23 protein-coding genes are annotated in these 23,847 nt (G+C 74.0%); 7 read left to right on the top strand and 16 right to left on the bottom strand.

Annotation, left to right across the window (positions count from 1 at the left end):
- Positions 1-157: 157 nt before the first annotated feature.
- The 8 genes from pucL to LWC35_RS21375 form a co-directional block, all read right to left on the bottom strand.
- Positions 158-1,003 carry a factor-independent urate hydroxylase gene (gene pucL / locus LWC35_RS21410; RefSeq protein ID WP_232871957.1) on the bottom strand — a complete coding sequence of 282 codons (846 nt, stop codon included), beginning with the start codon at positions 1,001-1,003 and terminating at the stop codon, positions 158-160.
- Positions 1,004-1,006: 3 nt separating this feature from the next.
- A complete protein-coding gene (locus LWC35_RS21405; RefSeq protein WP_232871956.1) occupies positions 1,007-1,300 on the bottom strand; it encodes a hydroxyisourate hydrolase in 294 nt (97 codons plus the stop codon).
- Positions 1,297-1,788, bottom strand: coding sequence for a 2-oxo-4-hydroxy-4-carboxy-5-ureidoimidazoline decarboxylase (gene uraD, locus LWC35_RS21400; protein ID WP_232871955.1), 492 nt, complete (start codon positions 1,786-1,788; stop codon positions 1,297-1,299). Before uraD (LWC35_RS21400) ends, LWC35_RS21405 begins: the two co-directional genes overlap by 4 nt.
- Positions 1,785-3,725 carry a 2-oxo-4-hydroxy-4-carboxy-5-ureidoimidazoline decarboxylase gene (gene uraD / locus LWC35_RS21395; RefSeq protein WP_232871954.1) on the bottom strand — a complete coding sequence of 647 codons (1,941 nt, stop codon included), beginning with the start codon at positions 3,723-3,725 and terminating at the stop codon, positions 1,785-1,787. The genes uraD (LWC35_RS21400) and uraD (LWC35_RS21395) overlap by 4 nt, the downstream gene beginning before the upstream one ends.
- Before the next feature lie 170 nt (positions 3,726-3,895).
- The gene (locus tag LWC35_RS21390) at positions 3,896-4,450 is read right to left on the bottom strand and encodes a dihydrofolate reductase family protein (protein ID WP_232871953.1); all 555 of its coding nucleotides are present in this window, start codon (positions 4,448-4,450) and stop codon (positions 3,896-3,898) included.
- Positions 4,451-4,547: 97 nt separating this feature from the next.
- A complete protein-coding gene (locus LWC35_RS21385; RefSeq protein WP_232871952.1) occupies positions 4,548-5,207 on the bottom strand; it encodes a methionine ABC transporter permease in 660 nt (219 codons plus the stop codon).
- Positions 5,204-6,241, bottom strand: coding sequence for a methionine ABC transporter ATP-binding protein (locus LWC35_RS21380; protein ID WP_372463077.1), 1,038 nt, complete (start codon positions 6,239-6,241; stop codon positions 5,204-5,206). Before LWC35_RS21380 ends, LWC35_RS21385 begins: the two co-directional genes overlap by 4 nt.
- 3 nt (positions 6,242-6,244) lie before the next feature.
- Positions 6,245-7,159 carry a MetQ/NlpA family ABC transporter substrate-binding protein gene (locus LWC35_RS21375; RefSeq protein WP_232871951.1) on the bottom strand — a complete coding sequence of 305 codons (915 nt, stop codon included), beginning with the start codon at positions 7,157-7,159 and terminating at the stop codon, positions 6,245-6,247.
- 301 nt (positions 7,160-7,460) lie between these two features.
- Between LWC35_RS21375 and LWC35_RS21370 the strand changes: the two genes are divergently transcribed.
- Together LWC35_RS21370 and LWC35_RS21365 are read left to right on the top strand one after the other, a co-directional pair.
- Positions 7,461-8,060, top strand: a complete 600-nt coding sequence (locus LWC35_RS21370) for a molybdopterin-dependent oxidoreductase (protein ID WP_232871950.1) — start codon at positions 7,461-7,463, stop codon at positions 8,058-8,060.
- A gap of 3 nt (positions 8,061-8,063) precedes the next feature.
- Complete coding sequence (locus tag LWC35_RS21365; protein ID WP_232871949.1) at positions 8,064-8,321, top strand: DUF6510 family protein; 258 nt, start codon at positions 8,064-8,066, stop codon at positions 8,319-8,321.
- An 81-nt stretch (positions 8,322-8,402) separates the two neighbouring features.
- Here LWC35_RS21365 and LWC35_RS21360 read toward each other — a convergent pair whose 3' ends face one another.
- The 3 genes from LWC35_RS21360 to LWC35_RS21350 form a co-directional block, all read right to left on the bottom strand.
- Complete coding sequence (locus tag LWC35_RS21360; protein WP_232871948.1) at positions 8,403-8,927, bottom strand: DoxX family protein; 525 nt, start codon at positions 8,925-8,927, stop codon at positions 8,403-8,405.
- Between the two features lie 76 nt (positions 8,928-9,003).
- On the bottom strand, positions 9,004-9,363 hold the full coding sequence (locus tag LWC35_RS21355; RefSeq protein WP_232871947.1) for an STAS domain-containing protein: 360 nt from the start codon (positions 9,361-9,363) through the stop codon (positions 9,004-9,006).
- 243 nt (positions 9,364-9,606) lie between these two features.
- Positions 9,607-10,233, bottom strand: coding sequence for a universal stress protein (locus LWC35_RS21350; RefSeq protein ID WP_232871946.1), 627 nt, complete (start codon positions 10,231-10,233; stop codon positions 9,607-9,609).
- A gap of 195 nt (positions 10,234-10,428) precedes the next feature.
- On the opposite strand from LWC35_RS21350, the gene LWC35_RS21345 reads away from it, so the two are divergent.
- The gene (locus LWC35_RS21345) at positions 10,429-10,605 is read left to right on the top strand and encodes a hypothetical protein (protein ID WP_232871945.1); all 177 of its coding nucleotides are present in this window, start codon (positions 10,429-10,431) and stop codon (positions 10,603-10,605) included.
- A gap of 66 nt (positions 10,606-10,671) precedes the next feature.
- The gene (locus tag LWC35_RS21340; RefSeq protein WP_232871944.1) at positions 10,672-11,562 is read left to right on the top strand and encodes a universal stress protein; all 891 of its coding nucleotides are present in this window, start codon (positions 10,672-10,674) and stop codon (positions 11,560-11,562) included.
- A 45-nt stretch (positions 11,563-11,607) separates the two neighbouring features.
- On the opposite strand, the gene ppk2 is transcribed toward LWC35_RS21340, so the two are convergent.
- From ppk2 to LWC35_RS21325, 3 genes are all read right to left on the bottom strand, one after another.
- Entirely contained in the window at positions 11,608-12,483 is an 876-nt protein-coding gene (gene ppk2 / locus LWC35_RS21335; protein WP_232871943.1) for a polyphosphate kinase 2, read from the bottom strand.
- 25 nt (positions 12,484-12,508) lie between these two features.
- Positions 12,509-15,247 carry a cation-translocating P-type ATPase gene (locus LWC35_RS21330; protein ID WP_232871942.1) on the bottom strand — a complete coding sequence of 913 codons (2,739 nt, stop codon included), beginning with the start codon at positions 15,245-15,247 and terminating at the stop codon, positions 12,509-12,511.
- 105 nt (positions 15,248-15,352) lie between these two features.
- On the bottom strand, positions 15,353-15,871 hold the full coding sequence (locus LWC35_RS21325; RefSeq protein WP_232871941.1) for a hypothetical protein: 519 nt from the start codon (positions 15,869-15,871) through the stop codon (positions 15,353-15,355).
- Positions 15,872-16,176: 305 nt separating this feature from the next.
- On the opposite strand from LWC35_RS21325, the gene LWC35_RS21320 reads away from it, so the two are divergent.
- From LWC35_RS21320 to phoU, 3 genes are all read left to right on the top strand, one after another.
- Positions 16,177-19,233 (top strand): ATP-binding protein, encoded by a 3,057-nt coding sequence (locus LWC35_RS21320; protein WP_232871940.1) that lies wholly within the window; start codon positions 16,177-16,179, stop codon positions 19,231-19,233.
- Positions 19,234-19,472: 239 nt separating this feature from the next.
- Positions 19,473-21,281, top strand: a complete 1,809-nt coding sequence (locus tag LWC35_RS21305) for an MOSC and FAD-binding oxidoreductase domain-containing protein (protein ID WP_269804544.1) — start codon at positions 19,473-19,475, stop codon at positions 21,279-21,281.
- 235 nt (positions 21,282-21,516) lie between these two features.
- Positions 21,517-22,173, top strand: coding sequence for a phosphate signaling complex protein PhoU (gene phoU / locus LWC35_RS21300; protein WP_232871939.1), 657 nt, complete (start codon positions 21,517-21,519; stop codon positions 22,171-22,173).
- A 166-nt stretch (positions 22,174-22,339) separates the two neighbouring features.
- Here the strand turns inward: phoU and LWC35_RS21295 are convergent, their stop codons facing one another.
- Positions 22,340-22,978 (bottom strand): maleylpyruvate isomerase family mycothiol-dependent enzyme, encoded by a 639-nt coding sequence (locus tag LWC35_RS21295; protein ID WP_232871938.1) that lies wholly within the window; start codon positions 22,976-22,978, stop codon positions 22,340-22,342.
- 13 nt (positions 22,979-22,991) lie between these two features.
- Positions 22,992-23,810 carry an ArsR/SmtB family transcription factor gene (locus LWC35_RS21290; protein WP_232871937.1) on the bottom strand — a complete coding sequence of 273 codons (819 nt, stop codon included), beginning with the start codon at positions 23,808-23,810 and terminating at the stop codon, positions 22,992-22,994.
- Positions 23,811-23,847: the final 37 nt, after the last annotated feature.

The following is a 23,847-nucleotide window of genomic DNA, read 5'->3' as shown; positions in this document are numbered from 1 at the left end:
CACACGGGCTCGCTGCGGCCGCGCGACACTTGTGAACCCTCCCGCCACCGTGCCGCCGCGAGAGACGGTCGATGCCACGGTTCGCCGCGACCGACCACCGGGACATGATCAATCAGGCCGGCTCAGATCCCTGACAGGACACGCCCTGTTGTCCCACCTAGTCGCGGGAGACGGTCGCCCGGATGAGGCCGTAGGGGCGGTCGGCGGCGTAGAAGACCTCGTTGTCGTTGGACAGGCCGAACGGGGCGAGGTCCACCACGAAATGGTGCTTGTTGGGCGCGGAGAGCGAGATCTCGGTGATCTCCGGGTGCGCCTCCAGGACGGCCTTCCCCATCTCCCACAACGTCTGCTGCAGGGCGAGGGAGTGCACGGTGGCGAAGCGCTCGAGGAGGATCCGCCGCGCGTCGGCCCACGACTTGTCCCAGTCGACGTCCGTGCCGGCGTAGACCCACTCCGCGACCAGCGAGGTGGACATGATCCGGTCGTGGGTCTCCTGGAGGGTCGTGTACCCGTCGCGCAGGAAGCCCGCGAACTCCGAGCCGGTGGACTTGAGCAGCACCAGGTCCCGCAGCCCCGACACGACCCGCTCGCCCTCGGCGGAGACCTCCACGGCGGTCGTCCGGATCTCCGACTCGCGGCGCACCCAGGTGTGGTCGTGCCCGCGCCCGTCGACCGGCACCCGCTCCCAGGTGTGCTCGTCGACGGCGACCCGCGCGCCGGTGACCGGCTCGACGTCGGCGACGAAGTGCCGGGCCAGTGTGAGCGCGTAGTCCTCGATCTCGCGCAGGCCCTTCTCCTTGGCGTACGCGTAGCAGGTGTTCTTCTGCGTGTCCGTCGGCAGCACCTGCGACTGGTCGCCCTCCAGGTGCGCCGCGGAGAAGTCGCCGCGCAGCGAGGTCGACACGGTCACGTCGCGGATCTCGTGCCGCGGCGCGTCGCGGTAGATCCGCACGACGCGGTTCTCCGCCTTGCCGTAGTCGTTGGCACCCAGCCTGATTCCCATGTCTCAGCTCCCGCGGTAGGTCGAGTAGGCGAACGGGGACAGCAGCAGCGGTACGTGGTGGTGCCGCCCCGGGTCGGTCACGGCGAAGGTCACCGTGACCTCGGGATAGAAGTCGGACCGGTCGCCGGTGGCGAAGGTCAGGGTGTGGACGCCGGCGCCGGGCTCGATGAAGTGCCCCCGGCCGTCGGCGTCGGTGGTCAGCCGGTCCCGCTCGCGCCCCGCCGTGCGCAGCACGACGGTCATCCCGGCGGCGGGCGCGCCCGTCGCCGCGTCGAGGACGTGGGTGGACAGCGTCACGGGCCGAACACCCGCCCCAGCCGCAACCGGTTGATCGCGGCCAGCTCCGCCAGGGCGACCCGGCGCTCGGTCGCGGGGTCGTTGCCGAGCCGGGTCCGCAACGTGGCGAGCAGGTCCTCGGCGCTCCGGCCGCTGGCACAGACCAGGTAGACGTGCCCGAAGCGCTCCTCGTAGGCCCGGTTGCCCTCGGCCAGCGCGTCCAGGACCCGCGCCGGCGCCGCGGCGACCGCGCCCTGCTCGCGCCGCGCCGTGCCCCGGGCGGACCGGTCGCCGATGCGCGGGTGCCCGGCCAGGGCGGCGTCCAGATCATCCTCGGTGAGTGCCGCCGCGGCCGCGTGCTGCAGTGCGGCGAGGCCGCCGTAGGGTCGCCCCGCGACGACCTGCCGTGCCCACCGTGGGGCGGAGCAGATCTCGCGGAGCAGCTCCTCGGCGCGGGCGGCGGGCAGGTCGTCGAAGCCGCCGACGGTCAGGGGTTCGAGGGTGGTCATCGGGCGCTCGACCCGAAGGCCCCGGCCCGCGCCGTCGTGATCGGGTTGGCCTCGGCGACGAGGTCCTCGAAACGACGGTTCGCGACCTTGGCGATCTCGATCAGCGCGGCCGCGTGCTCCTGGGCGGGGGAGTTCCCCAGCCGGCGCCGGCCCTCGCGCAGGATCGCGGCGCGGTCCGGGTGCTCGCGCACGCAGACGATCAGCGGGATGCCGAAGCGCTCGCGGTAGGCCGCGGCCAGCTCGGCGAACTCGGTGCGGTCGTCGTCGGAGAGCCGGGTCAGGCCGGCCGACGCCTGGTCCTCGCGGGAGTCGTCGCCCTCCTCGCCGTCGGCGACGCGGTCGCCACCGAGGTCGGGGTAGACGGCCATGAGCGCGCGCTGCTCCTCGCGCGGGGCCGCGAACAGGGCCTCCTGGAAGGCGGTGCGCAGGGCCGCCGTGTCGGCGAACGGCTTGCGGTCGTACGCCCGGGCGACGACGTCCGTCGGGCCCTGGAACAGCCGGCCGAAGGCGGCGGCGAACTCGTCGCGGGTCATGCGGTTGACCTGGTCGAGCCGGATCGTCGGGGTCCCCGGCGCGCCGGCGACGGCGGGGCCGAAGTCCTTGCCGACGTGGTGGAACACCAGGTTCAGCACGATCGCGGTGATGCTGCCGAGGGTGATGCCGGAGCCGAACACGATCTGCGCCCAGGCGGGCAGGGCCTTCGCGACGTCGGGCTGCGCGGTCACGAACATCGCCAGCCCGAGGCTCGTCCCGACGATCACGACGTTGCGGTGGTCGTGGAAGTCCACGCGCGACAGCGTCTGGATGCCGACGACGGCCACCGTCGCGAACATCGCCAGGGCCGCGCCGCCGAGCACCGGGTGCGGGATGCCCGCGACGACCGCGCCCGCCTTGGGCACCAGCCCGATCAGGATCATGAACACGCCCGCCGCGGCGACGACGTAGCGGCTCTTCACGCGGGTCAGCCGGACCAGCCCGACGTTCTCGGCGAAGCAGGTGTAGGGGAAGGAGTTGAGGACGCCGCCGATGGTGGTGGCCAGGCCGTCGGCCCGCAGCGCGCGGGCGATGTCCTCCCGGCCGACCCGTCTGTCCACGATCTCGCCGGTGGCGAAGACGTCGCCGGTGGTCTCGACCGCGGTGATCAGCATGACGACGATCATCGAGACGATCGCGGCGCCGGCGAACTTCGGCCAGCCGAAGAAGAAGGGGGTGGTGACGCCGAACCAGGAGGACTCCCCGACGGCGGTGAACGACACGTCGCTCAGCAGCCAGGCCACGCCCGTGCCCAGGACCAGCCCGATCAGCACGGCAACGGTGGCGGTGAAGCCGCGGAACACCCGCTGGATGACGACGATGACGGCCAGCGTACCCAGGGCGTAGGCGAGGTTGCGGGCGCTGGTGGGGTCGGGCGCGGAGCCGCCGCCGACGGCGTCCTGCGCGGCGACCGGCAGCAGCGCGAGGCCGATGATCGTGATGACCGTGCCCGTGACGACCGGCGGGAAGAACCGGATCAGCTTGCTGAACCAGGGCGCGATGAGGAACGTGAACAGGCCGGCGACGATCACCGCGCCGTAGATCACCAGCAGGCCGTCGGTGCCGCCGCCCGCCGCGAGCCCGATCGCGATCATCGGCGACACCGCCGTGAACGTGACGCCCTGCAGCAGCGGCAGCCGCACACCGACCTTCCAGAACCCGACGGACTGGATGATGGACGCGATGCCGCAGGTGAACAGGTCGGCGTTGATGAGGTGGATCAGCTCGCGCTCCGACAGGCCGATCGCGCCGGCCAGCAGGATCGGCACGATGACGGCACCGGCGTAGAAGGCGAGCACGTGCTGCACACCGTAGACGGCGAGCTTGCCGGCGGGCAGCACCTCGTCGACCGGGTGCGGCCTGCGGCCGGTCTTGCCTGGACGGGATCGGGCGGTAGCGCGCACGGGCACCTCGCAGGGGGTGGTGTGGGACGGGTCATACCTTCCGTCGCCCGTCCCCGCCCCGGCAGGCACCGCGAGCACGAACGCGCCGGGCACCTCCGCACCGTCCTTTGTGTGATCCGACAGTGCGCTCCGACCTGCGCTCCGACGGTCCTCCGCTCACACGTGCACGGTCAGCCGGTCCTCTCGTACCGCAGGTGCACCACGCCGTTGCGGAAGGCGCGCTCCTCGACGAGCCGCAGCCGCAGGTCGGCGCCGCGCGGGAAGTACGGCGTGCCGCCGCCGAGGACGGCCGGCGCCACCCTCGGGCGGAACTCGTCGATCAGGTCCAGCAGCGACGCCGCCAGACCGGCGCCGCCGACGGCCAGGTCGCCGTCGGTCTCCTTCTTGAGCCGGAGCACCTCCTCGACCGCAGAGGCGCCGCGCACCAGCCGGCACCCGGGCGGGACCGACTCCAGCGAGTCGGAGAACACGATCCGCGGCGTCGCGGCGTAGAGCTGGGCGAACTCCGCCTCCACGTCGGGCCCGTCGGCCCGCTCCGGCGCCGTCCAGAACTCCTCCATGACGTCGTAGAGGCCGCGGCCGAACAGGAACGCCGCCGTCTCGCGGGCCTGCTGGTTGGCGAAGCGGTGCACCTCCTCGTCCGGGTCGGTGAAGGCGATGCTGCCGGTCGGGTCCTCGACGTAGCCGTCGAGGGACATGGTCATCGTGTAGCTGAGGGTGCCCATGGACGAGAAGACCGCCGCCCTCGTCCGAACTCATCGCCCGCGGGCCCGTGGGAGCGACCAGGGCGGTCGCGCAGCGGATCCCGCACCGGGCGTGCTCTCACCGCCGCAGCGCCCTGCGCGCCAGCCGGTTGCCGAGCAGCTGTGCCGCCTGCACCACGACGATGATGACGAGCACGGTCACGAGGGTGACCGCCCAGTCGAACTGCTGGTAGCCGTAGCTGATCGCGAAGTTGCCCAGCCCGCCGCCGCCGACGTAGCCGGCCATCGCCGACATGTCGACCACCACGACGAAGATGAACGTGTAGCCCAGGATCAGCGGGCCGAGCGCCTCCGGGACGAGGACGCTCCAGATGATCCGGAAGCGGCCGGCGCCCATCGCGCGGGCGGCCTCGACCACGCCGGGGTCCACGGCGACGAGGTTCTGCTCCACGATCCGGCCGATCACGAAGGTCGCCATGGCGGCCATCGGGAACAGCACGGACCGCGTGCCGATCGTCGTGCCCATGGCCAGCAGCGTCAGCGGGCCGATCGCGGTGATGAAGATGATGAACGGGATCGGCCGCACGATGTTGACCAGCACGTTGAGCAGGTGGAAGACCGGCGCGTTCTGCAGCAGCCCGCCCCGGCGGGTGGTGTACAGCGCCACGCCGAGGCCCAGCCCCAGCAGCCCGGCCACCAGCATCGTCCAGAAGACCATGTAGACGGTCTGCTGGAAGGACAGCCACAGGATCGGCGCGAGCGTGCCCCAGTCGGTCATGCAGCCTCCTCGACGCGGGTGTGCCTGCGCAGGTCGGCGATCAGGGCGTCGACCGCGGCGTCGTCGCCGGTGAGCGCGAAGGTGATGCTGCCCAGGGGCTTCTCGGCGAGCTCGCGGATGCCGCCGTAGACGATCGTGCTGCGGACGCCGTGGCCGGCGGAATGGGTGGCGAGGACGTCGGAGAGCGCCGACCGCGCGCCGGACCCCGCCCGCACCCACACCGTGACGAGGCGGCCCGGGAAGTGCTCGCGCAGCCGGGCCAGCGTCGCGCCGGACGGCGTGTCGCGCAGCACGCTGTGCACGAACCGGCGGGTCGCGGGTGCGCGCGGGTCGGCGAAGACGTCGTAGACCGGGCCCTGTTCGATCACCCGGCCCCGCTCCATCACCGCCACGGTGTGGCAGATCGAGCTGACCACCTCCATCTCGTGCGTGATCACCACGATGGTGGTCCCGAGCTCGGCGTTCACGCGCCTGAGCAGGGCGAGGACGTCCTGGGTGGTCTCCGGGTCGAGGGCGCTGGTGGCCTCGTCGGCCAGCAGGATCCCCGGCGACGTGGCCAGCGCGCGGGCGATCCCGACGCGTTGCTTCTGGCCGCCGGAGAGCTGGGCGGGGTACTGCCGGGCCTTGTCCAGGATCCCCACGAACTCCAGCAGCTCCCGGACCCGGTCGCGGCGTTGCTCGCGCGACCAGCCGGCGATCCGCAGCGGGTAGCCGACGTTGCCGGCGACGGTGCGGGAGGAGAACAGGTTGAACTGCTGGAAGATCATCCCGACGTCGGCGCGCAGCTCCCGGAGCCCGCGCTCGCCGAGCGTCCCGGTCACCCGCCCGGCCACCGTCACCGTCCCGGAGGTCGGCAGCTCCAGCGCGTTGACCATCCGGACGAGCGTGCTCTTGCCCGCCCCCGAGTAGCCGATCACGCCGGCGACCTCGCCCGGGGCGATGTCGAGGTCGACGCCGTCGACGGCCCGGACCTCCGCGCCGCGGGGACCGGCGAAGGTCTTGGTGGCTCCCCGGAAGGAGATCACCGGCGGCACGGGTCAGCCGCCCGCCTTCCGGATGGTGTCCTCGATCTGCGCCGTGGTGGCCTGCAGGTCCGCGGCGTCGTTGGTCTTGAGGACGCCGCTCGTACCGAGGTCCTTGCGCACCGCGTCGACGACCTCGGGGTCGTGGTAGAGCTGGGCGAGCGTGAGGTAGGTCGCGTTGTCCTTGTCGGCCGCGCGCGCCACGAAGGCGTTGATGTACGGCTTGGCCGCGTCGCTGTTCGGGTCCTCGGCGTAGAGGATCTGGTCGTCGCGCAGGTTCGCGGCGGTCGCGTAGTTGTTGTTCACGACGGCCGCGTCGACCCCGCCGAGGTTCGCCGCGGTCTGCGCCGCGTCGACCGGGAGCACGGTGACCTTCGAGGCGGCGGTGTCGACGTCGTTCGGGGTGGACAGCGAGTTGCCACCGCCCTTCAGCGAGATCAGCTTCGCCGCCTGCAGCACGAGCAGCGCCCGCGCCTGGTTGGTGGGGTCGTTCGGGATCGCGACCTTCCCGCCCTGCGGGATCTGGTCCAGGGACGTGTGGGTGGTCGAGTACAGCGGCAGCGGGTAGACGGCGGTCGCGCCGATCGGCACGAGCGTGTCGTTGTTCTTGACGTCGTAGTTCGCCAGGTACAGCAGGTGCTGGAACTCGTTGAGCTGCAGCTGGCCCTGCGACAGCGCAGGGTTGGGCTGGTTGTAGTCGGTGAAGTTCACCAGGTTCACCGTGATGCCCTGGGCGGCGGCCTTGGCCTTGTAGACGTTCCAGTAGTTCTCGCTCGCGTCGGCGACGCCGATCGAGACCGTCTGCCCGCCCCCGTTCCCGGACCCGCCGGACGGGGCGGTGCCCGGCGCCGCACACGCCACGGCCACGAGGAGGGGGACGAGCAGGAGCAGCGCGCGCGTGACGCGCGGGAGGCGCGGGAGGCGCGGCATGTCGGTCCTCTCGGAGCTGGGTCGCGGCACGCGGCCGCCGTCGCCGCCCCGGATGCGCGCGGTGGAGGAGTCGAAACGCCCCGAACGGGCCCGATCCGGGGATCAGCGCGGCGCGCGTGGCGCTGTCCGGACGGTCCTTCGCCGGTAGGGCGCGCGGATCTCCCGCTCGAGCAGCTCATCGCGCCCGCCACGGGGGACCGCCCGGCGGCGCGCCGAACCGGGGCCGCTTCGTACGAACGCGCGATGTGGCGGCCCCGCCCACCCGGCATGCTCGGGTGCCTCCGAGGGAAGGGGGCGCGCGATGGCTGTGGTGTCGCGGGGGTTCCACGGGCGGGGGCGGCGCGACCGGCGGCTGCCTCCCGGGCAACGGGACATCGGCGACGGGTTCCCGGTGCTCACCGCCGGCCCGACGCCGCACACCCCGCTCGACGAGTGGGACTTCGTGGTGCAGGGACAGGTCGACGGGCTGCACCGCTGGACGTGGGAGGAGTTCCGGGCCCTGCCCCACGAACCGGTCACGGTCGACATCCACTGCGTGACCAGCTGGTCGAAGTTCGACACCCGCTGGTCCGGCGTCGCGATCGACACCCTGCTCGACGGCGTGGAGACGGCGGCGGAGTACGTCGTCGCCTTCTCCGACGGCGGGTACACCACCAACCTGCCGCTGGCGGACCTGACCGAGGGGCAGGGGTGGGTGGTCGACACCTACGAGGACGAGCCGCTCGCGCCCGAGCACGGCGGGCCCGCGCGGCTGCTCGTGCCGCACCTCTACTTCTGGAAGTCGGCGAAGTGGGTGCGGGGGCTGGCGCTCACCGCGTTCGACGAGCCCGGCTTCTGGGAGACCTTCGGCTACCACGACTACGGCGATCCGTGGCGCGAGCAGCGCTACGCGGGGGACTGAGGCATGCCCACCACGCTCGACGACCTGCGCGGCCTCTTCGCGCTCGACCTCACCGGCGCCGTCCTCACCTGTGGCGGGTGCGGGGCGCGCACGGAGCTGGGCGCCCACGACCTCTATCCCGACGCCCCGGCGCTCGTGGTGCGGTGCCCCGCCTGCACGGCCGTCGTGCTGCGGTTCGGGACCGGCGGCGGCCTGCTGCGGCTCGACCTGTCCGGGACCCGCCTGCTCACGGTCACGGCGCCGGACCCCTCGGCGGGCTGAACGGCCGTGACCTGGCTACCGTCGCCGCCGACGTCGCCGACGCGATCCTGCCCTGAGGATGCCGCTGGGAGGCCGGAGGGGTCAGGTGCCGCCGCTCTCGGCGACCGGCACCACCGTGGGGGCGGGTGCCGTCGCCCGCGCCGCCACGGCCGCCGAGCCGACGAGGCCGGCCACGAGCTGGGCGAGGGCGACCCGCCACCCCGAGCGCTCGATGCCCAGCGCGTGGTCGAGCGAGAGTCCGCCCGGCCCGGTGTCGGCGATCGCGAACGCCGCGGCCAGGATCACGGCGTTGTACTCCCAGCCGCCCTGCGTCGCCCAGGGCCCCTTCGGCCCGTGTACGTGGTAGACGGCGGAGCCCATCGTCCCCGTGATCAGGCCGGTGGCGAGCGGGGTGGCCAGCCCGGCGGCGAGCAGGGCGCCCCCGGCCGCCTCCGAGACGCCCGCGGCGATGGCGTTCTGCCGCCCCGGGCGCAGACCCATGGCCTCGAACCCGGCCGCGGTCTGCGTGAGGCCGTGCCCGCCGAACCGCTCGGTCAGCTTCTGCAGCCCGTGCCCCAGGAACAGCAGCCCGACCACGGCCCGCAGGACGAAGATCCCGATCTTCATGCGCGTACCTCCCTGTCGTCGAGAGCGACAGGTTCCCGCTCAGCGCCGCTCCAACCCGCCCGGCGCCCTTCGCCGCTCAGCCCGCCCGCGACTCCGGGCCGCGCCGGACGACCTCGTCGAGGTCGCGGCAGGCGCCGAGGACGTCGGCGACGCCGGTGAGGTGGAGCGGGCGCAGGACGCGCGGGTTCTCGCCGGCGACGAGGTGCAGCGCGGTCCCGGTGGACGCGGCACTGCGCTGGGCCAGCAGCAGGTCGGCGATGCCCTGGGAGGCGAGCAGGGTGACGCCGGTGAGGTCGACCACGACGGTCGGCAGGCCTGCCGCGAACGCCTCGGCGTAGGCGGCCCGAACCTGACCGCCGGTGTCGTCGTCGATCTCGCCGAGGACCCGGACGACCACTGCCTCGTGCCCGCCGAAGCCGTGACGCCGCACGGTCACCCGGACCTGTGGTCCTCTCCACGGTGACGACGTCATGAACGACCACGGTACAGAAGGGGTACCGGGACTCCGCGAATCGGTCCGGGAGCCGGGGCGGATTCCGGGGAGGAGCCGGAGAAGCCCACGCGCCTGCAGCGGGGCTGTCTCCGGGCCTCACGGGGGCGCTGCGCAGACCGGTGCAGCGCGGTGAGCCGCGCCGCCAAGTCCGTCATGCGGGATCGCCGTGCTGGCCGGAGCGGTCGATCAGGCCGCGCGCGGTACGACCAGCACCGAACACGGCGCGTGCACCACGGCGGTGAGGGCGGTCAGCCCGAGCTCGGCCGGCCCGTTCGGGCGTGGACCGCCGACGACCAGCAGGTCGGCCTCCAGGGTCTCGTCGAGGATCTCGTGCGGCCACGCCCGGACGAGGTCACGGCCGACCGGCACGCCCGGCTCCTCGGCCGCCCCGATGGTGGACACCAGCCGCCGTCCCCGGTCCACCGCCTCGGCGAGGCCGACGCTGCGCTCGCCGAACGACCGGGGTACGGCGTGCAGGATCCGCAACCGGCCGTGGCACACCTTGGCGGCGGAGACCGCCGCGTCGACGACGGGCCGGTCCGCGTCGTACTCCTGCACCGCGGCGACGAGCCGGTGCGGCGGGGAGGCGACGTCGGGGCGGTGCACCAGGACGGCGCGGTGCCGGTGGAGGGCCGCGCCGGGGAGGGCGGCGCCCGGACCGGCACCCCGTGCGACCTCGAGGGCCGCGCCGGAGCCGTGGACCCAGTTCCGGACCCAGTCCGGGGGCTCACGGCCGGGCGGGTCCGTTCCCTCGACGAGCAGCACCACCAGCGAGTCCCAACCGGTCAGCGGCCCGTGGTCGACCAGGGTCATCGTGTGCTCCGCAATCGTGTGCTCCGCAGCGGATCGGGTCGGCTCGGGTGCAGGGTGCCGCAGGAGCGGCCGGGACGGCAGGGTCGGTGGACCCGGTGCGCCGTGCTAGACGGCGTACGCGCAGCGGCCGGACGCGAGACCGTGACGGACCTTCGGCCCTGCCCGCCGCGGCGCGCCGACCGGACCCTTGGCGCCATGCCTTCGTCGTCGACGGTGCCCGATGCGGACGAGGAACGGCACGTCCTGGCCGCCCTCTACGGCGACGAGGCCGATCCGGACCAGGTCGTCGACGCCCCCGGGCCGCGGGCCGACGCGGAGGCGGCCGCGGCGCCGCACACCGGAACCGTCGAGGACGACCCGAAGGGATCCTGATGCCCGTCGAGCACACCCGCGCCGCCCGGTCCCCGTCGGCCGCCCCGCCGCCGAGAGGACCCGAGGATGACGCGAGGACAGCCCGGCGGCCCGGTCGTCGGCGTGGACGAGTCGGAGTCGGCACGCGACGCCGTGCGGTGGGCGGCCGGCGAGGCCGCCCTGCGGCGCGCCCGGCTGCGGCCGGTGCTCGCCTTCGCGCCGCTCCCGGCCGGTCACGTCGGCAATCCGGGCCTCGGCACCGCGTACCGGAGCACGATGGCCGAGGCCGCGCGGGCGGTGCTGGAGTCCGCGGCCGAGCTGGCCCGGGAGGCGGCGCCGGACGTGGCCGTCGAGCCGGCGTTGTGGGAGGGCTTCCCGGCCCCGGTGCTCCTCGACGAGTCGGACCGCGCCCGGCTGACCGTCGTCGGCAGCCGTGGGCTGGGCGGCTTCACCGGCCTGCTGGTCGGCTCGGTCGCGGTGTCCCTGGCCTCCCGCGGCGGGTCCCCGGTGCTCGTGGTCCGGGGGCGACGGGACGACCGCGCCGCGGCGGGGCGGGCGGATCCGCGACCCGTCGTCGTCGGGGTCGACGGCTCGCCGACGAGCGAGGCCGCGCTCGGCCTGGCGTTCGAGGAGGCCGCGCTGCGGGTGGCGCCGCTCGTCGCGCTGCACACCTGGTCGGACGAGATGCTCGAGCCGGCCCTCGCCCCCGTGATCGACTGGGCGTCCCTGGAGACGGAGGAGCACGCCCTGCTCGCGCAGCGGCTGGCGGGCTGGGCGGAGAAGTACCCCGACGTCGAGGTCCGCCGGCTCGTGGAGCGGGACCGGCCGGCCCCCGCGCTGCTCGGGGCAGCGGCGCGGGCGCAGCTGCTGGTCGTCGGCTCGCGCGGTCGCGGGAACGCCACGGGGCTGCTGCTCGGCTCGGTGAGCCATGCGCTCCTGCACCACGCCGACTGCCCGGTGCTGGTCGCCCGCCCGTGACCGGGCAGGAACGAAACGGCCGGGGGGTCGTCCGCGGACCGCGGGTCAGAAGGGGGTCGGGATGTACCGGTACGGCAGGGCCGGTGCAGCGGACTCCTCCGGGACGTCCCGGCGGGGCAGGGTGACCTTCTTCCGGTGGAGGTGCTCGTAGGGCACCTGGCCGAGCAGGTGGGTGATGATGTTGAGCCGGGCACGCTTCTTGTCGTCGGAGTGGGCGACCCACCACGGGGCCCAGGCGGTGTCGGTGGCGGTGATCATGGCGTCGCGGGCGCGGGAGTAGTCGGCCCACCGGGTGTAGGACTCGAGGTCGAGCTCGGACAGCTTCCAGATCTTGCGCGGGTCGTCGATGCGGCTCTCGAGGCGGCGGGTCTGCTCGTCGCTACTGACCTCGAGCCAGTACTTGACGAGGACGATCCCGGAGTCGACCATCGCGTGCTCGACGGCGGGTGCCTGTTCCAGGAAGCGGGTCGTCTCCTCCTCGGTGCAGAAGCCCATCACGCGCTCCACGCCGGCGCGGTTGTACCAGCTTCGGTCGAAGATCACGACCTCGCGGGCGGCGGGGAAGTGGGGGATGTAGCGCTGGATGTACATCTGCGACTTCTCACGCTCGGTCGGAGCCGGGAGCGCGACGACGCGGAACACCCGCGGGCTGACCCGTTCGGTGATGGCCTTGATCGTGCCGCCCTTGCCGGCGGTGTCGCGGCCTTCGAAGACCACGCAGACCTTCGCGTCGGTGGCCTTGACCCACTCCTGCAGGGCGACGAGCTCGCCGTGCAGGCGGCGCAGCTCCCGCTGGTACTGCTTCTGCTTCATCCGCGGCGGCGGACCGATGGTGGTGGGTGCCTGGTCCGGCAGCACCGCCACGGCGCCGTCGCGCGAACCCTGCGGCGCGTGCTTGTCGTGCTTCTTGTGCTTGCCCATGGCTGCTCCTCGCCGGCCCGCGTGATCACGCCACGCCGGCGGCCGGGCCGGGTACGTGGCTCACCCGCCGCCCGACCAGCTTGCCCGCCTCCCACAGGAGCAGCAGCCCGATCGGGGGCACGGCCGCCCAGAGGAACTGCACGGCGGTGATGTCGACGGTGTTCAGCAGCCGGTTGAAGACGTCGGTCTGCGTGACCAGGACGGCGAGCACGATCTCCACGACCGCCGCACGGTTCATCTGCTTGCTGTCGAAGGTGTCGAGCGTGAACACGGTCGCGGTGGCGCTGCGGCACTCGAAGGCGGCGACGACCAGGCAGAGGGCGAACGAGGTGAACGCGATGGACTGCCCGATCCGCAGATCGCCGAACGCCTGCTCGCCGAGGACGATCAGGCTCAGCAGCGCGATGCTCATGAACAGTCCGGCGAGACCGACGGTGACCATCAGCCCGGTCGTCAGCACGGACTCCCCGCGCGGGCGTGGCCGCAGCCGCATCAGGCCCGGCGTCTCGCGGTCGAACCCGAGGGCGAAACCGAAGGCCGCGTTGACGAAGAAGTGGATCCACAGCACCTGGGCGGGGGTGAACGGCTCGCCCGCGGCGATGTCGAACAGGCTGGCACCGAGGAAGGTGAGGACGAACACCACGAGCAGGAGCAGGACGAAGCGGATGTACTTCGTCAGGTTGTCGTAGATCTTCCGGCCCTGCTCGACGGCGAAGACGATGGTCGCGAAGTTGTCGTCGGAGAGGATCATGCGGCCGGCGTTCTGCGCGACGTCGGTGCCCGAGCCCATGGCGATGCCGATGTCGGCGGCCTTGATGGCCGGGGCATCGTTGACGCCGTCGCCGGTCATCGCGACGACGTCGCCCTTCTTCTTCAGCGTGTCGACCAGCAGCACCTTGTGCTCCGGGGCGACCCGGCCGACCACGCCGATCTCGTCGATCCTGGCCAGCCGCACGTCCTCCGGTAGTGCGGCAAAGTCGGCGCCGAGGATGGCGGTGCCGGTGATGCCGAGCTGCGCGGCGATCGCGGCGCCGGTGGTGACGTCGTCGCCGGTCACCATCCGGACGCGGATGTTGGCCGCCTGCGCCTCGGCCACGGCCTGCTTCGACTCCGCCCGGGGCGGGTCGACCATCCCGACCAGGCTCGTCACCTCGAGGTCGGTGACGTAGCCGAGCAGGTCGCCCCCCGGGTCGAACACGGCCGGGTCGAGGTCGCGCACCGCGGCCGCCATCACCCGCATGCCCGCGCGCTCCATGCGCACCATGTGCTCGGTCGCCCGCGCCTTCAGCTCGGCGTCCCACCGGACGGGCCCGCCGGCCGAAAGCGCGGAGGCGGCGTGGTCCATCACCGCGGGGGCCGCGCCCTTGACGAAGCAGCGCACCACCGGTCTTCCGGCCGCGTCCGTGGCCGTGTGGAAGGTGGCCATCATCTTGTAGGTGGGGTCGAACGGCAGCGTGGCCAGCCGGGGCAGCGCCGCGCGGGTCGCGTCGATGTCGAGGCCGGCCTTGTGCCCCAGGACGAGCAGCGCCCCCTCGGTGGGGTCGCCGACGACCCGGCCGTCGACGAGGTGGGCGTCGCTCGCGAGGACGTAGGGCAGGATCGCCGGCTCGATCGACGCCGATCGCCCGGCCGCGTGGTGGACCTTCCCCTCCAGCTCGTAGCCGCTGCCGGAGACGGTGTACCGGTCGCCGGCGTCGACGACCTCGACGGCGGTCATCTGGTTCCTCGTCAGCGTCCCGGTCTTGTCCGAGTTGATCGCCGAGGTGAAGGCGAGGGTCTCGACCGCGGGCAGCTCCTTGACGATGGCGTTGCGCTTGGCCAGGTCGACCCCGCCGACCGAGAGGATCCACTGGGTGACCGTCGGCAGGGCCTCGGGGATCGCCGCGATCGCCAGCGCGACCGCGCTGATGAACAGCGCGTCCCAGGCGTCGCCGCGGGCGCGGCCGAGGACGAACATCACGATCATCGTCAGGCCCGCCGCACCGGCGATCCACAACGTGAGTCGGTCGAGCTCGCGGGTCAGCGGTGACTTCTCCTCGGCCGTCGCGGCGAGCATCGCCGAGATCCGGCCCAGCTCGGTCCGCGCCCCGGTGCCGGTGACGATCATCGTCCCGCTGCCGTGCGTGACCGGGGTGTTCATGAACGCCATGTTCACCTGGTCACCGGGCCCCAGGGCCCGGCCGGCCAGGGTGGTGGGCTCCTTCGACGCCGGGGTGCTCTCGCCGGTCAGCGCCGACTCGTCGATCTGCAGGGCGCTCGCGGCGACGATGCGCCCGTCGGCAGGTACCTGGTCGCCGGCGGAGATCAGCACGACGTCGCCGGTCACCACGTCCTGGGCGGGGATCTCCCTGGTGGTGCCGTCGCGGCGGACCCGGGCCGTGGCCTTCATCATCGACCGCAGCGCGTTCATCGCGCTCTCGGCCTTGCCCTTCTGCCGCAGCCCGATCACGGCGTTGAGCACGGTCAGCACGACCAGGAGCACCGCGGTGCCCCACTCGGCCACGACCAACGACACCACGGCGGCGGCGAGCAGGATGATCTGCATGTAGCTGCGGTACTCCTCGAGGAACCGCAGCCAGCCCGGCTTCGGCTTCTCCTCGGGCAACGCGTTCGGCCCGTGGATCCGCAGCCGGTCCGCGGCCGCCTCCGCCGTCAGCCCCCGGCCGGGGTCGACGCCCAGCGCCTCCGCGACCGCGGCCGGCGTCCGGGCGTACCAGTCGTCGCCCCGGTCGGTCTCCCTGCTCTCCGGAAGGTCGGTCCGCATGGCCAATCCTCCGATCCGACGCCGGACCCCCGTGTGCCCGGCACCGGAATCGTCGCGATCCGGATGTTCCGTCACCTCACCTCGGGCAGGTGAGCGATGCGCACGTCAGGAGGTCGGCGGGATCGAGACCGGCGGCACACCGGTGCACCCGGTCCGGACACTGTCGACGATGGGTGTCGCCGCGGCCTCGACCTGTGCCACCGACGAGGCGAGGGCGCCGAGTCTGGCCGAGAGATCGGCCTGGTCGCTCAGCTGCGAGATCGTGGTCTGCAGGGAACCGAGTGCCTGCTCCAGCGCCGCGACCTGCGGGGCGAACTGCGTCTTCGCCGCCGCCGCCAGGTTCCGGCCGGCGTCGGCGAGGTTCTGCAGGGCTGTCTTGACGCCGTCGGTCCCGACCTTGGTGGCGTCGAGCTGCACGAGCGCGTTCGCAGCGGTCTGGAACTGCGTCGCCGCCGCACACAACTGCGGTGAGTAGGCGGTCGACGGCGGCGCCGTGGTGGACGGAGGCGCCGGGGGCGCCGGGGACGGCGACGGCGGCGCAGGCGGCGTCGAGGCGCAGCCGGCCGCGACCGCGGCCGCGAAGAGCCCTGCCGCGACCGCGCGCACCCCTCGGTTCGTGTGCACCCTGCCGCCTCCCCGCCCCGTGGCCTGTGGACGCCGGGGCCGATACAAGCCGGTCGTCCGAGACCCGGGCGCCACCCGCGGAGGGTGAACGGGGCGAGCACGAGTGTCGCCCGGGCGACCCTGGTCGACCGGCGCCGCTCGGCCCCCGTCGTCGGAGCGGCGGGCCGTCGAGGAGACGGCCCGTCCGGGTCAGGCGGGCGTGATGTCGACGTTGCGGTGGAGGACGTCGCCCGCGTCGTTCCTCGCCCTGATCCGCGCGGGCCGGTCGCAGATCGGGGACGGGAAGAGCTCGCTACGGTGGGCAGGTGCCTCGGCTGACCTTGCTCCCGCGGGTCGCCGTGGACGGTGTCGCGGTGCCGGGGGTGCGGGCCGGGGCCCTCCTCGCGGCCCTGGCCGCGGACCTGGCGGCGGGGTGCTCGACCGGGCGGCTGGTCGCCGAGCTGTGGCCCGAGGTGCCGCCCGCCGACCCGGCCAAGGCGCTGCAGGTCGTCGTGTCCCGGGTCCGTGCCCGGGTCGGGCCGGGGCTCGTCGCGACGACCCCGACGGGCTATCGCCTGGCGTTGAACCCCGTGGACGTGGACGCGGAGGCGTTGCGGCTGCACGCCGCCGAGGCCGACCGGGCGCCGGATCCGGCGGCGATGCTGGCCGCCGTGGACGCGGGCCTGGCGCTGTGGTCGGGCAGTGGCGACCCTTCGGACAGCGGCCCGCTCGGGGCGCTGCGCGAGGAACGCCGGCGGACGGTGGCCGGGCTGCGACGGCGGCGGGCGCTGGCGTTGTCCCGGCTCGGCCGGGCCGGCGAGGCCCTCGAGCCGCTCGAGGAGCTCGTGGGCGCCGCCCCCGAGGACGAGGAGGTCCTCCTCGAACTGCTGCGCAGCGAGGGCACGGTGCGCGGTCCGGGTGCGGCGCTGGCGCGCTACGAGTCCTATCGCCGGGTGCTCGCGGACGAGCTGGGCACGGATCCCGGGGCCGCGCTGCGGGCGCAGCAGGCGGCGTTGCTGGCGGAGTCCGCGCCGGCCCGCCGCCGGGGGATCGCCGCCGAGCCGAACGCGTTGCTCGGGCGCGACGGCGACGTCGCGGCGGTGCTCGCCCTGCTGCACACCTCCCGGGTGGTGACGGTGCTCGGCCCGGGCGGGCTCGGCAAGACCCGCCTCGCGCACGCCGTGGCGGCGCGGACCGACACGCGGACCGTGCAGGTGGTGTCGCTCGCGGGGGTTCGGTCGGGAGCCGACGTCGCCGCGGAGGTGGCCGACGCCGTCCGGGCGGGCGGCCCGCTGGCGGTTGCCGCGCCGGACCCCACGAGCGCGGTGGCCGAGGCGCTGGGGTCCGGGCCGGCCCTGCTGGTGCTGGACAACTGCGAGCACGTGCTCGACGCCGCGGCGGACCTGGTGCACGCCCTGGTCGCCCGCGCCCGGGACCTGCGGGTGCTGGTGACCAGCAGGGCGCCGCTGAACCTCGCGTCCGAGTCGGTCTACCCGCTCCCGCAGCTCGACCCCGCGGTCACCGTGGCGCTGTTCCTCGAACGGGCGCGGGCGGCCCGTCCCGATGTCGCCCTGCCGCCGACGGAGGTCGCGGCGCTCTGCGCCCGGCTGGACGGGCTGCCCCTGGCCGTCGAGCTGGCGGCCGCGCGGGTGCGGGTCCTGCCGGTCGGGGAGATCCTGCGCAGGCTCGACGACCGGTTCGCGCTGCTGCGCGGCGCGGGGCGGGACCGCCCGGAGCGGCACCGGACCCTGGAGGCGGTCGTCGCGTGGAGCTGGAACCTGCTCGACGACGAGGCGCGCACCGCCCTGCGCACGCTCGCCGCGCTGCCCGGCGGCTTCACGGGCGACACCGCGACGGGTCTTCTCGGCGGCGATCGGATCGACCTGCTGGAGACGCTGGTCGACCAGTCGTTGCTGCGCCCGCCCGACGCCACCGGCCGGTTCCGCATGCTGGAGACCGTCCGCGAGTTCTGCGCGGCCCGGCGGGCCGAGGCGGGTGAGGACGCCCTCGTCACCGGACGGGTGCTGGAGTGGGGGAGGCGCACCTCGCTGGCCGTGCACGCGCAGCCGTTCGGTGCGGAGCCGGCGCCCGCCCTCCACCTGATCCGGGCAGAGCAGGAGAACCTGCTGCACGTGCTCCGGCTCGCCCGGGCGCTCGGCGACCGGGGCACCCTGGCGGCCGTGCTCGCGGCGCTGGGGGCGTTGTGGACCGTCGAGTCCGGGACGCAACGCCTGCTCGCGACCGGGGTGGACTGCCTCCCCGCGCTGGCGCGGTACCGGCCCGCCGACGACGCCGGTCTCGCGGCGCTGCGGCAGGCCGTCGTCCAGTACGCGACGCTGTGCCTGGTCGTGGATCCCGCGACCGCGGTCCGTCCCCTCGCCGTCCTGCGCCGGATCCCGCCGGGCCGTACCGACGAGGCGATCGGGGCGATCGCCCGGGTCGTCACCGTGCTGCCGGACGTGGAGGCGCTCGACGAGCTGTGCCGCGACCCCCGCCCGTTGGTCGCGGCGGTCGCGCTCGGGGTGGTCGGCTACGTCCGGGAGGTGCAGGGCGATCTCGCGGGCGCCCGCGCGGCGGCCCGGGAGATGCCGGCCCGGATACCCGCGCGCATGCCGTGGCTCCACATGTTCGTGTACGGGCGCCTGGCCGAGCTGAGCCTGCAGCTCGAACGGCACGACGAGGCGCTCGTCCAGTTCGGGGCGGCGGGCAGGGCGGTGGCCGAGCTCGGCGTCTTCGGCGACCCGATCAACGTGCGGCTCGGGACGGTCGTCGCCCATCTCGGTCTCGGCGCGACCGGTGCGGCCGAACGTGCCCTTGCGGGGGCCGGGCCGTCCGCCGACACCCCGGACGCGGTGACGTTCGACCTGGTCGCCCGGGCGGAGCTCGCGCTGGCGAAGGGTGAGGTCGACGCCGGGCTGGCGAGCTGGCGCCGGGCCACGACCGTGCTCGACGTCGACTCCTGCGCCGCCTGGCTGTGGCCGTACGCGTGGTCGTTGCGGGCCATGGCGGTCGTGGCCCATGTGCGGCACCACCGGCTCGACGAGGTGGCGGGGACGGCGGACGGCCTGCCCGCCGGCCTCGGCGCGCTGCTCGCGGCGGGTGCGCCGGACCCGGTGTGCGGGACCGTGCTGCTCGCGCTCGGGCTGGTCGAGGTGGAACGGGGACGAGCGGTGCGCGGGGCCTGGCTGGTCGCGATCGCCGAGCGCTTCCACTACCAGCGGGAGTACCAGCCGACGATGTCCGGCGCGGCCACGCGGGCCGTGGTCACCGCGGTGGCCGGGCCCGCGTACGCCGAGGCGGTGGCGGAGTACGCGGGCCTGGACCGCGACGAGCTGCGCGCGGAGGCACGGGACCTCGCCGCGGCCTACCGGGACCTCGTGTAGCGCCGCTTCGCGCGCACCACCCCGGCGTCGCGACCGGCGCAGCGTCCCGGGCACCGGCCAGCCGCCGGTCCGCTTGATCGACCCCATCGGTGGTCAGGTGCACGCCCTGCCGACCGACGGGGTCCGATCGGTCGGACCGGTCTCGTGACGGGCGCGGGCGCCGCGGACCTTGCCTCGCCGCCCGGGCGGCTTACTGCAGGGCGTGCCCCCACCCCGTCGGTTCCTCAGGAGGGACGAGCATGAGCGACCTGCAGGCGCGCCTCGACAGCGGGAGGACCGCCGCCGCCGCAGCGGAGACCACCGCCCTTCCGTCCGTCGTGTCCGTGAACGTGGGCATGCCGCAGGACGTGTCCTGGAAGGGCCGGACGGTGCACACGGGCATCTGGAAACGACCGGTCAGCGGCCCGGTGATGGCCCGTCGGCTCGACCTCGACGGCGACGGGCAGGGCGACCTCGCCGGGCACGGCGGTGAGCAGCGGGCGGTGCTCGTGTACCAGCTCGAGTCCTACGCGCACTGGCAGCGGCACTTCGGATGGGACGAGACGGGCCACGGCCGGTTCGGGGAGAACCTCACCGTCGACGGCCTGGGTGACGACGAGGTCTGCATCGGCGACCGGTACCGCATCGGCGAGGCCGAGTTCGAGGTCACCCAACCGCGGGTGACCTGCTACCGCCTCGGCATCCGCCTGGCCGAGCCCGAGCTCCCCGCGCTGCTGGTCGCCCACCGTCGTCCCGGCTTCTACATGCGCGTCCTCACCGAGGGACACGTCCGGGCCGGCGACCCGATCGTCAGGACGCGCACCGGTCCCGGCGCGTTGACCGTGGCCGACACCGACGCCTTGCTCTACCTCCCCGGCCGGGACCGGGCGACCCTGCGCCTCGCCACGCAGCTGCCCGCGCTGAGCCCGGGCTGGCGGGACTCCTTCCGCGAGCTGCTCGACGGGACCGACGCGGCCGGACCGGCTGCGGAGCCCGCTGCCGGTGCCGAACCGGCGTGGGCCGGGTTCCGGACGGTGCGCGTCGCCGACGTCGTCCGGGAGACCGCCACGGTCTCGTCCCTCTACCTGGTGACCACGGACGGGAACCGGGTTCCCCGCCCGCGCCCGGGCCAGTACCTGACGGTGCGCATCCCGGGCGCCGCCCGACCTGCCCCGGTGCGCAGCTACTCGCTGTCCTCGGCGCCCGGAGCCGGCACCTACCGGATCAGCGTCAAGCACGAGCCGCACGGCCTCGCCAGCGGCTACCTGACCACGGGACTGCGGCCGGGGACGCTGCTCGAGGCGGCCGCGCCTCGCGGGGACTTCGTGCTCGACGACGGCACCGGGCCGGTGCTGCTCGTCTCGGCGGGCATCGGGGTCACTCCGGTGCTGGCGATGCTGCACGAGCTCGCCGACCGGCACAGCCCACGCGAGGTCTGGTGGCTCAACAGCGCCCGCAGCGCGCACGAACATCCCCTGGCCGGCGAGGCCCACGCCCTGCTCGCGTCGCTGCCCCACGCGCACGAACACGTCTTCTACAGCGCCCCCGTCGTGGGGGAGGACCGTGGGCCTGCCGCCCATCTCGGGCGGCTCACCAAGGACGCGCTGGCCGCGTTGGACCTGCCCACCGACGCGACCGCCCACGTCTGCGGTCCGGCCGGGTTCATGACGGACGTGCAGCGTGCACTCACCGCGCTCGGCGTGGCCCCGGACCGCATCCACACCGAGCTGTTCGGGGCGAAGCCCTCGATCAACCCCGGTGTGACGGGGCGGCCCGGGCGGCCGCCCCACCAGCCGTCCGGCCCACCGGGGACCGGGCCGCTGGTGACCTTCAGCCGCAGCGGCCTCTCCACGCCGTTCGTCACCGGCCTGCGCAGCGTGCTCGAGCTCGCCGAGGCCTGCGACGTCCCGACCCGCTTCAGCTGCCGGTCCGGCGTCTGCCACACCTGCATCACGCCGCTGCTGTCCGGCGAGGTCGCCTACGCCCCGGATCCGCTCGATCCCCCGGCCGGCGGCGAGGTCCTCATCTGCTGCGCCCGGCCCGACACCGACGTCGTGCTGGACATGTAGGACACGGCTCGGCACCGGCCGGGCCGTGCGGCCGGATCATGTGCGGGCGGGCGAGACGGCCACGGGCTCGCGGCGCCCGCCCCCCACCGCCGGACCGCCGGGATCAGGGAGAGCTGGAACTGGTCTTGGACAGCCCGGCATCGCGTCCGGGTGCCGGGGGATCGGCACCTTCCGGTTTGCGCCGGCCCCCGGTTACGCGCCGGGCGAGGAGTCACGAGGGCCTAGCCTGTCCTGCGTGCGTGACGCCTACACCGAGCAGATCGACGATCTGGTCGCCCTGCTGACGAGCATGTGCACCGACGTCGCGATCGCTCTCGACAAGGCCACTCGCGCGCTGGTGCAGTCCGACGCGGTGCTCGCCCAGGAGGTCGTCGACGAGGACGCCGGCATCGACCTCACGTGGCACGAGGCCGAGGAGAAGGCCTTCGAGCTGCTGGTGCTGCAGGCGCCGCTCGCGACCGACCTGCGGATCGTCGTCGCGGCCATCCACACCGCCGCCGACATCCAGCGGATGGGCGCGCTGGCCGAGCACATCGCCGAGGCGGTGCTGCGTCGCCGTCCCGAGCCGGTGCTGCCCGCGGAGGTCGCCGGGTTCTTCGGCGAGATGGGCCGGGTCGGCGTGGAGCTCGCCCGCAAGGCCGTCGAGGTCATGGAGAGCCGCGACCCGGTCAAGGCCGCCCAGCTCGAGGCCGACGACGACGCGATGGACGACCTGCACGAGCACATGTCCCGCCAGCTGATGGACCGCAACTGGCCCCACGGGGTCGAGGCGGCCGTGGACGCGGTCCTGCTCGCGCGCTTCTACGAGCGCTACGCCGACCACGCCGTCGCCATCGCCCGCCGGATCATCTACGTCGTCACCGGACAGATGCCGGGCCCGCTGTCCCTCTGAGTTGGCCGGGGAGAGCGGCCCCTGGGCCAGGCACTCGTCCGCACGGGGACCGGACGGGCGCCGGACCGGCGCCACCCACGAGGCGACGCTCGGTGGCGGCACCTGCTGCTCCACACCGACGACCCGGTCGAGAACGCCCGCCCGCGCACGCCCGGCTCCCGGGTCGCTACCGGGTCGCCGCTCCCAGCCGGTCCTGGACCTCGGGTGCGCCGTCGCCGTGGATCTCGCTGAGTGCGGCTGTGCGCCCGGCGAACGTCGTGACGAGGGCCGAGGCGGTCGCGCGCACCTCGGGTCCGGCACCGATGGACCAGTCGGCGTCCGTCGCGGTGAAGGTCAGGCCGTCGAGCAGGCCGGCGGGCACCAGGCCGCGGGCGCGCGGTCCGGTCAGCTGGTCCAGGACGACCGAGGCCGCCGCCGCGCTCGGGCCGTGCGGCAGCCCCAGTGGCCGGTAGATGTCCTCGGCGTGGATCACGACGTGCGACAGCGGGGCCTCGGGCGGGGCGCCGGGGACGCGGAAGGGCTGCCGCAGGGTGGCACTCAGGGCCGCGGTCACCGCGGCGCGGGGGCGGGTGTCGCCGGTGGCCCACCGGTCGGCGAGCCGGTCGAAGTCGAAGCGCGCCGTGGCCATCCCGAGCAGGAACCGCGGTACGGAGAGCTCGTAGGGCATGAGCAGGTGGATCGCCACGTCCCGGATCCGCCAGCCCGCGCACAGGCTCGGGGCGGCCCATTGCGCGTCGTCGAGCGCGTCGAGCGCCGCGACCAGTTGTGCGGTCTCGCGGTCGAGGAGCGAGTGGATGTCGGACACGGGTCCTCCAGGGTCAGAAGGCGGACGGCAGCGGGCTGCCGGTCTCCAGGACGGACTTGAGGTCGGAGAGCACGAACGGCCAGCCGCCGCCGGACCGCACGTCGTCGCCGGCGACGAGGTGGGCGTGCACGGGGGCGTCGTCGAGCTGGTGGACGACGGTCAGCCGGGTCACGTCGGCGCCGATGGGCTCGAGCTCCCAGGTGACGCGGGTGGGCGGCTCGGTCGCGGCGGCGGGGTCGAAGAGCAGCCGGTAGGTCTGCACCAGGCGGCGTGGCGGGTCGGCTTGGAGCACCTCGCCGTCGACGACGACCTCGGCCACGCCCATGGCGCGCAGGCGCTCGTTCGTCCTGCCCCGGAACGCGCCGCCGGGGCGCAGGTCGAACTCCATCGGTCCGTAGCCGTAGCGGGCCGACCACTCCGGGGAGGTGATCGCCTGCCAGACGTCTTCGGGGGTGGCCTTGATGTGCACGCGGAACACCTGCGTGACCGCGGTGGGGGCAGAGGAGGACACGTCGCCGCCTTCCAGTCGGGTCTTGAGCTCGGTGAGCAGCGACACCCGCCGCTCGGTGTACTTGTCGATCCACCGGTCGTGGACCAGCCGTACCGGGACGGGGTTGAGGAAGTGCAGCTTCTCCCGTCCGGAGCGACGTGTGACCACGAGATCGGCCTCCTCGAGCACGCGCAGGTGCTTCATGACGCCGAAGCGGGTCATCTCCAGGTGCGTCTCCAGCTCGCCCAGGGTCTGGCCGTCGCGGGCCAGCAGCCGGTCGAGCAGCAGCCGCCGGGACGGATCGGCCAACGCCTTGAACACGCGGTCGTCATCCGGGCCCATGCACGGAACAATAGGTGACCGTTAGGTCACGTGTCTA

The organism is Pseudonocardia kujensis, from assembly GCF_021283305.1.
GTDB classification, from domain to species: domain Bacteria; phylum Actinomycetota; class Actinomycetes; order Mycobacteriales; family Pseudonocardiaceae; genus Pseudonocardia; species Pseudonocardia kujensis.
This window is presented reverse-complemented; position numbering and strand designations above follow the sequence as displayed.